We start from the raw sequence: 6,905 nt of genomic DNA, 5'->3' as shown, positions 1-6,905 counted from the left end.
TCGTCCATGATGCCCATCTTGATGGTTTTCCGGGGCATGCCGACAAGGCGCTCGACCCGGTCGAAGATCTCGACGGCGAAGGCGACTTCGTCGGGGCCGTGCATCTTCGGCTTGACGACATACATCGAGCCGGCACGGGAGTTCATGCGGCGTCCATTGGCGCCGACATCGTGCAGCGCGATCAGCGCTGTGATTGCCGCGTCCATGATGCCTTCAGGCACTTCATGACCGTCGCGGTCGAGGATGGCCGGATTGGTCATCAGGTGGCCGACATTGCGCACCAGCATCAATGAGCGGCCGGGCAGCGACACGGCACCGCCATCGGGACCGATGTACGCACGGTCGCCATTGAGCTTGCGGGTGACTGCTTTGCCGCCCTTGTCGAAGGTCTCCGACAGATCACCGCGCATCAGGCCGAGCCAGTTGCGGTAGACCAAAACCTTGTCTTCGGCATCGACCGCCGCGACCGAATCCTCGCAGTCCTGGATGGTGGTGAGCGCGGACTCCAGCACCATGTCGGAGATGCCGGCCGGATCAGTCTTGCCGATCGCGCTGTCGCGGTTGATCACGACTTCGACATGCAGGCCATTCTTCACCAGCACCACCGCATCGGGATTTGTTTCCCCGGCACCGCGAAAACCAACGAACTGTTTTGCATCGCGCAGGGCAACCGCGCCGGATGCCGCCGTCAGCACCAGCTTGCCGGCGTCGGCCGCAAGCCCGGTGACGTCAGCCCAGCTGCCCTCAGACAACGGTGCCGATTCATCCAGAAACGCCTTGGCCCAGGCGATGACCTTGGCGCCGCGCTTGGGGTTGTAGCCCTTGGTCTTCTCCGCACCGTCGGCATCGGAAATCGCATCGGTGCCGTAAAGCGCGTCATAGAGCGAACCCCAGCGCGCGTTGGCTGCATTCAACGCATAACGCGCATTCATCACCGGCACGACCAGTTGCGGCCCAGCGACGGTGGCGATCTCGGCGTCGACATTGTCGGTGGTGACGGCAAAGGCCGGGCCTTCCGGCACGAGATAGCCGATCTCGCTCAAAAACGCTTTGTAGGCGGCCATGTCATGCGGCGCGCCATGCTTGCGGTACCAGGCGTCGAGCTTGAGCTGGAAATCGTCGCGCTTTTCGAGCAGCGCCCGGTTCTTGGGCCCAAGATCATGGACGATCTCGGCAAAACCTTCCCAGAACTTTGCAGCATCGACCCCAGTCCCAGGCAAAGCCTCCGAAACAACAAAGTCGTGCAGTTCGCGAGAAACGCGAAGGCCATGAAGGGAAACAGCGCCAGCAATCCGGCTTAACATGTTCATCGTTCAAACTTCCCGGAATCAGGCCGCGATCGCAGCGTCGGTGCGGAACTCGCCGGCAATGGTTTCGGCGACCATCTGGGCGGTGACGGCGGACAGCGTCCAGCCGAGATGGCCATGGCCGGTGTTGTAGAAAACACCCGGCTGCCGGCCTTTACCGACCCTTGGCATCATGTTGGGCATCATCGGCCTGAGGCCGGCCCATGGCACGACGCGATTGGTATCGACTTCGGGGAACAGCATCCGCGTCCAGTCGACCAGCGGCTTGACGCGATCGTCGCGGATGTCGCGGTTCATACCATTGAACTCGGCAGTACCGGCGACACGAAAGCGCCCCTCGCCAAGACGGCTGGTGACGATCTTGGCGCGGTCGTCGAGCAGGCTGACCCAGGGCGCAGCAGTCTGGCTGCGCTCATCGTCGAGATGCACGGTGATCGAGTAGCCCTTGACCGGATAGACGTTGACGCGGTCGCCGAGCATCGCTGCGAAATGACGGCTGGCGGAGCCGGCGCAAACGACAATGCCGTCAGCCTCGACGACCCTGTCAACGGGCTGGCCATCAAGTACGCCCGCGGTGTATCCGATGCAGAAAACGCCATCGCGGGCGATGCGATTGACGGTAGCGTCGAAGACAAAACGCGCGCCGCGCCGCTCGCAGGCCTTGGCTAGACCATAGGTGAATTTGTGAATGTCGCCGGTCGAATCCGAAGGTGTGTAGAAGCCGCCGTGAAAATCGCCGTGCAAGGTCGGCTCGATCGACTTCACTTCCGCAGCTGTCACTGGCCGGCGGTCGAGACCGCCCTCGACCAGCATCGAGTTGACCTTGAGCGCGTGCTGGAAGCTCGATCTGTCCCAGTAGAAATGCAGGATGCCGCGCCGGACATGGTCGAAGTCAATGTTCTCGCGCTCGGCAATTGCAAACAGGTGTTTGCGTGCCGAAATCGCCAGTCGCGTCGTCTCCACCGTATTGTCACGGTAATTCGCGATGTTGGAGACGAACTCGGCGAGCCAGGCATATTTGTGCCAGCTCGGCTTCGGGTTCATCAGAAGCGGCGCGTCGCTGCGCAGCATCCACTTGATGCCCTTGAGCAAAGTCGACCAGTGGTTCCACACCTCGGCGTTGCTCGCCGAAAGCTGGCCGCCATTTGCAAACGACGTTTCCATACCTGCATAGCGCTGACGGTCGATGATGGTGACGGAATAGCCGCGTTCCAGGAGCGCATAGGCGGTGGTGACGCCGGTGATACCGGCGCCAATGACGGCAATTTGGGGCATTTCACTCTCCGCGATTGAAGTTGGGAGCGGGCCGAAACCCGCGGTTTTTCCCCAATCTGTCGCTGTACCTGAGAGCTTAACCGCGACAGCCTTGCCGGCGCGGCTTTCCCCTTCGGTGGGCACTCGCAGTGCCTCTCTCCAGATCGTTCAGCTGCATGGTCACTTTTGCCTGAGAGTTTCCTGGGGGGTTGCTCCGTCGGCGCCGGCCGGACCCTCGGGTTCGGCCGATCTCTCCCATGCAGCCTGCGAACGCATGTCTTCTACAGGTCGTCCGGCACTTCCGCAACGGAAGCCGGGGGTGTCAGTTACCTTCGTCGTAAAGCGTCGTGGTCGTCTCGACGCCATGTTCGTGCAGGCCAGCGCGCACCACTGCAGCAGCCGCCAGTTCGCGGGCCTTGCGGCGGATGCCTGGCTCGTCGACGCCCTGCACCTTGCCGTCGGCATAAAGCACCTTGCCATCGACCCAGGTCTGGGTGATCGAGGCGGTAGAAGCCGAAAATACCAGCGCCTGCAGCGGATCGTAGAACGGCGTCCATTCGACATGGTCGAGGTCGAACAGGATGAAGTCGGCCTTCTTGCCGATCTCCAGCGAGCCGATCTCGTCGTCCCACATCAAGGCGCGTGCGCCTTCGATGGTCGCGGCACGAAGCGCCTGCTTTGCAGTGAAGATGTCGGGCTGCATGCGGGCGTCCTTGAACATGCCGGCGACGACGAGCATCTGCCGCATCAGGTTCATGTTGCCGGCAGCCGACACACCGTCGGTGCCTAGCCCAACCTTGACGCCTGCCTTGACCATCTCGGGGTATTTGCCAATTGCGGTCGCACCCTTACCTAGCTTGAACGACGAGCATGGGCAAAAGGCCACGCTTGCGCCCCGCTCGGCCAGCAGCTTGACCTCCTCATCCGACACGGCAGCTCCATGGGCGATGACAAGGTTCTTGCCGATGCCGCCGGCGCGGTCGATGCGGGTGATCGGCCAGCAGCCATACTTGCTTTCGCAGACCTTGGCTTCCTCGATCGAGGTGGCGAGATGGTAGGTGGTGCCGACGCCTAGTTTTTCGGCGAGCTTTACCGCTCCGACATGCAGTTCGAGGCTGCAGGGTTCCTTACCCTCGATGTTGACCCAGCAGCGGGCGCGGCCGTCGAGCGTGTTGTTGTAGCGGAGGACGTTTTCCTCCAGCACCTTCAGCGCCGACTTGGCGTCGGGGAAGAAGTGATGTTCGGCCATCTCCTCGGTCCAGCCGCGCGGCAGCTCGGCCGGACGATTGTCGGCGGCGTGGCGGCCGGTGATGCCGCGTATGCCGGTCTTTTCCATGGCGCGGATGACGACGCCGGGATCATATTGCGAGCCCATATCGAGGAAGCATGTGGTGCCGCACCGCAGCATCTCGGTGATACCGAGCAGCGCGCCCCAATGTTCATCCTCTTCAGTGATGTGAGCGTAGAACGGCTTTGCCCAATGAAACACCCAGGCGCGGGTGTTGAGATTGTCAGGGAAGACCGCGCGCGATAGCGTCTCGGACAGATGCACGTGGCTGTCGACAAAACCTGGGCAGAGGCCCAGCATCGCGCCGTCGATGACCTTGTCGAAGCTTTTGCCCTTGTGGCGCGCCGCCACTTCATCCGCCGGGCCAATGTCGGCGATGCGGTCGTTTTCCACGACCATGCTTGCGTTGCGCAGCACCGTGTCGTCCTTGTCGACCGTAAAGGCAAAATTCAAATTCTCGATCAGCGTGCGCATGTGTCTCCACCCCATACTTCAGTCACGGACCCTCAATCTCGCCCCGCCGGTCCGTGACGGCGGGCGATATCTCGCTTGGCAGCCGGGCCACAAAGCACTCCGGCTGCCAATTCACAAGCCAGGTTCGCTCAGGCGACGGCCTTGACCTTGCCACCATGCTTGGCGGTGCCGCACAGGATCAGCTTGTCGGTGTCGGCATAGTCGGAAAGCAATTCCGAACCGTTCGACGTCACCAGCAGCATGTCCTTGTTCTGCATGCCGTAGCCGTAGCCGGTGTCGTAGCAGAGCGGTTCGAAGCCGAGCACCATGTTCTCCTCCAGCGGCGCGTCGCTGCCCGGCTTGCCCAGCACAGGCGTCAGGCCGAGATATGGATCTTCGTGCAGGTGCAGACCGATGCCGTGGCCGACGAACGAAATCGGCGGCAAATTGAGCTTGGCGAGCTTGGCGATAAAGTCGTCGTAGATCGCGCGGCAGCTGGCGCCCGGCTTCACCTTCTCCATGATCTCGTATTTGCACTCGACCAGATGCGCCCAGATCTTATCGGCCATCGGCGGCGCCTCGCCGACGATTGCCGTGCGGCACACACCTGCCTGGTAGCCATTGATCACCGAGAATATTTCGACGCGGCAGACGTCACCGCGCTTCAACACACGCTCGGACGGCCCGACATTGGGCAGCACGCTGCGCTCGCCGGTGGCGACGATCAAAAGCTTGAAGTGGTCAGCACCCAGCGAATAGACGTTGCGTGTCAGGTGCCCAGCGATATCCATTTCGGAGTTGCCGGCATCGACAACGGCCAGCGTGTCGGTGATCGCCTGGTCGGCGATGCGCGACAACCTGCGCAGAAGGGCCACTTCCTCAGCCGTCTTGATCTGGCGCAGCCGCGCCAGGATCGGTTCGGCATGCTCGAAGCGCGCGCCCGGCATCGCTGCGATCAGGCGGGCGAAATCGCCAGCCGGCAGATAATCCATCTCAAGGCCGATGCGCGCCTTCGCCAGGCCGAGGTCGGACAACTGGTCGGCCAGCACCAGCATCGGATCGTCGGAGAACTCCGCCCAGATGCGCGTCGGCACGCTGGGCTGGTTCCGCTTGATGGTCGACGCCTCCATGTCCACCCCGAAGATCGCAGTGCGGCCGTCCCGAGTGACGATCGTCATCGCATGGCGGTGACGGATCAGCGCCTGCGACGGAACCACGAAGCCTGTGGTGTAGGCGAAGTTCTCAGGCGACGAGCAGATCATGGCATCAAGCCCATGCTCAGCCATTGCCTTGACCTGCTTTGCGACGATTTCTGCCCGCATTTCTTTAAGTTCTCCCCTGAAATCCTGGTGTCACGCTCAATCGCGGACGCGGTATTTTTCGATCTTCCTCATGTCGACATCAATGCCCATTCCGGGCCCAGTCGGAACCGCAATCGCGCCATCGGAGAAGCGCATTGGCTCAACCAGCAGGTCGTCCGTGTAGTAGATGCCGCCGACCTGGCCGTGCTGCGCCTCCGCCGGCGTCGAGATCGGAATGACGCAGGACAGCGTCACCGCCGGCGAAGCAGCAGCGACCTGGACATTGGCAAGATTGCCGATGCCGGTCTCAATCGAGCCGTTGACGTTGCAGATGATGCCGGCGGCGCGGCACACGGCGCCGACCTCCATCGCTTTGTAGAGGCCACCAGCCTTGGTGGTGTAGATCGACACGATCTGCACCTTGCCGGCGGCGGTGATCTGGATGGCGTCATGGGCGTTCCAGGCCGATTCATCGGCCATGACGGGCGCATCGATGCGGCGCGCGACCTCAGTGATGCGCTCAATGCCCATCACCGGCTGCTCGACATATTTGAGCCGGTACTTTTCCATCTGGCGAATGGTCTGCACCGCCTCGCCCGGCGTCTTGTAGCCTTCGTTAGCGTCGACGCAGATTTCCATTGCCTCGCCAGCCGCTTCGCGGACGGCAGCGACCATCTTGACGTCGCGCGCCGGGTCGACGCCGATCTTGACCTTGATCGTCTTGATGCCTTCCTCGGCGAGCTTGGCCGCCTCGACCTTTGCCTCTTCGATCGAGATCAAGCCGATCGAATGCGTGATGCCGACCTTGTCGCGCGCCTTGCCGCCGAGCAGCGTATGGACAGGCACATCGAGCCAGCGTCCGGCAAGATCGTAGGCAGCAAATTCGACCGCCGCTTTGGAATAGGGATAGCCGCGGATGATGGCATCCATACGGGCATGCAATTCGGCGAAGTTGCCGAGTTCGACGCCGATGACGGCAGGCGCCAGATAGGTCTCGATGACGGCACGGGTGATCAGCGCGGACTCACCGAAATAGCGGCCGAACTCGCCACCCCAATCCTTGAGCGCCGGCGCTTCGCCCCAGCCGACACGGCCGTCGCTGTCGGTCATCTTGACCATGACATAGCGGCCAATGACCTCGGTTAGGCCGGCCCATTTGTGCTCGCGCCTCGTCGGCAGTTGGACAATCAGCGTTTCGATGGACTTGATCGTGGGCAACGTTTTGTACCTTCTTCATTGTCACCGGCGATGCGTCGCGCTACATTTGCGATCATCTAGTGTGATCACACTTTATGATCATAT

General features: G+C 61.9%; 5 protein-coding genes and 1 riboswitch. All 5 genes read right to left on the bottom strand.

Annotated features, from left to right (window positions below; genetic code table 11):
- Nucleotides 1–1,310, bottom strand: a 1,310-nt coding sequence (locus AC1DLV_RS05250; protein ID WP_476836124.1) for a malate synthase G, incomplete at its 3' end; no start/stop codon positions are given.
- Nucleotides 1,311–1,328: 18 nt separating this feature from the next.
- Nucleotides 1,329–2,582 carry a D-amino acid dehydrogenase gene (locus AC1DLV_RS05245; RefSeq protein WP_476798507.1) on the bottom strand — a complete coding sequence of 418 codons (1,254 nt, stop codon included), beginning with the start codon at nucleotides 2,580–2,582 and terminating at the stop codon, nucleotides 1,329–1,331.
- 146 nt (nucleotides 2,583–2,728) lie between these two features.
- A riboswitch (glycine riboswitch) is annotated at nucleotides 2,729–2,829 on the bottom strand.
- Nucleotides 2,830–2,883: 54 nt separating this feature from the next.
- Nucleotides 2,884–4,323 (bottom strand): amidohydrolase family protein, encoded by a 1,440-nt coding sequence (locus tag AC1DLV_RS05240; protein WP_476798506.1) that lies wholly within the window; start codon nucleotides 4,321–4,323, stop codon nucleotides 2,884–2,886.
- 128 nt (nucleotides 4,324–4,451) lie between these two features.
- Nucleotides 4,452–5,624 (bottom strand): M24 family metallopeptidase, encoded by a 1,173-nt coding sequence (locus AC1DLV_RS05235; protein ID WP_476798505.1) that lies wholly within the window; start codon nucleotides 5,622–5,624, stop codon nucleotides 4,452–4,454.
- Nucleotides 5,625–5,660: 36 nt separating this feature from the next.
- Nucleotides 5,661–6,821 carry a mandelate racemase/muconate lactonizing enzyme family protein gene (locus AC1DLV_RS05230; protein WP_476798504.1) on the bottom strand — a complete coding sequence of 387 codons (1,161 nt, stop codon included), beginning with the start codon at nucleotides 6,819–6,821 and terminating at the stop codon, nucleotides 5,661–5,663.
- Nucleotides 6,822–6,905 lie beyond the last annotated feature (84 nt).

It is taken from the genome of Aminobacter sp. 01T433, assembly GCF_056398585.1.
This window is presented reverse-complemented; position numbering and strand designations above follow the sequence as displayed.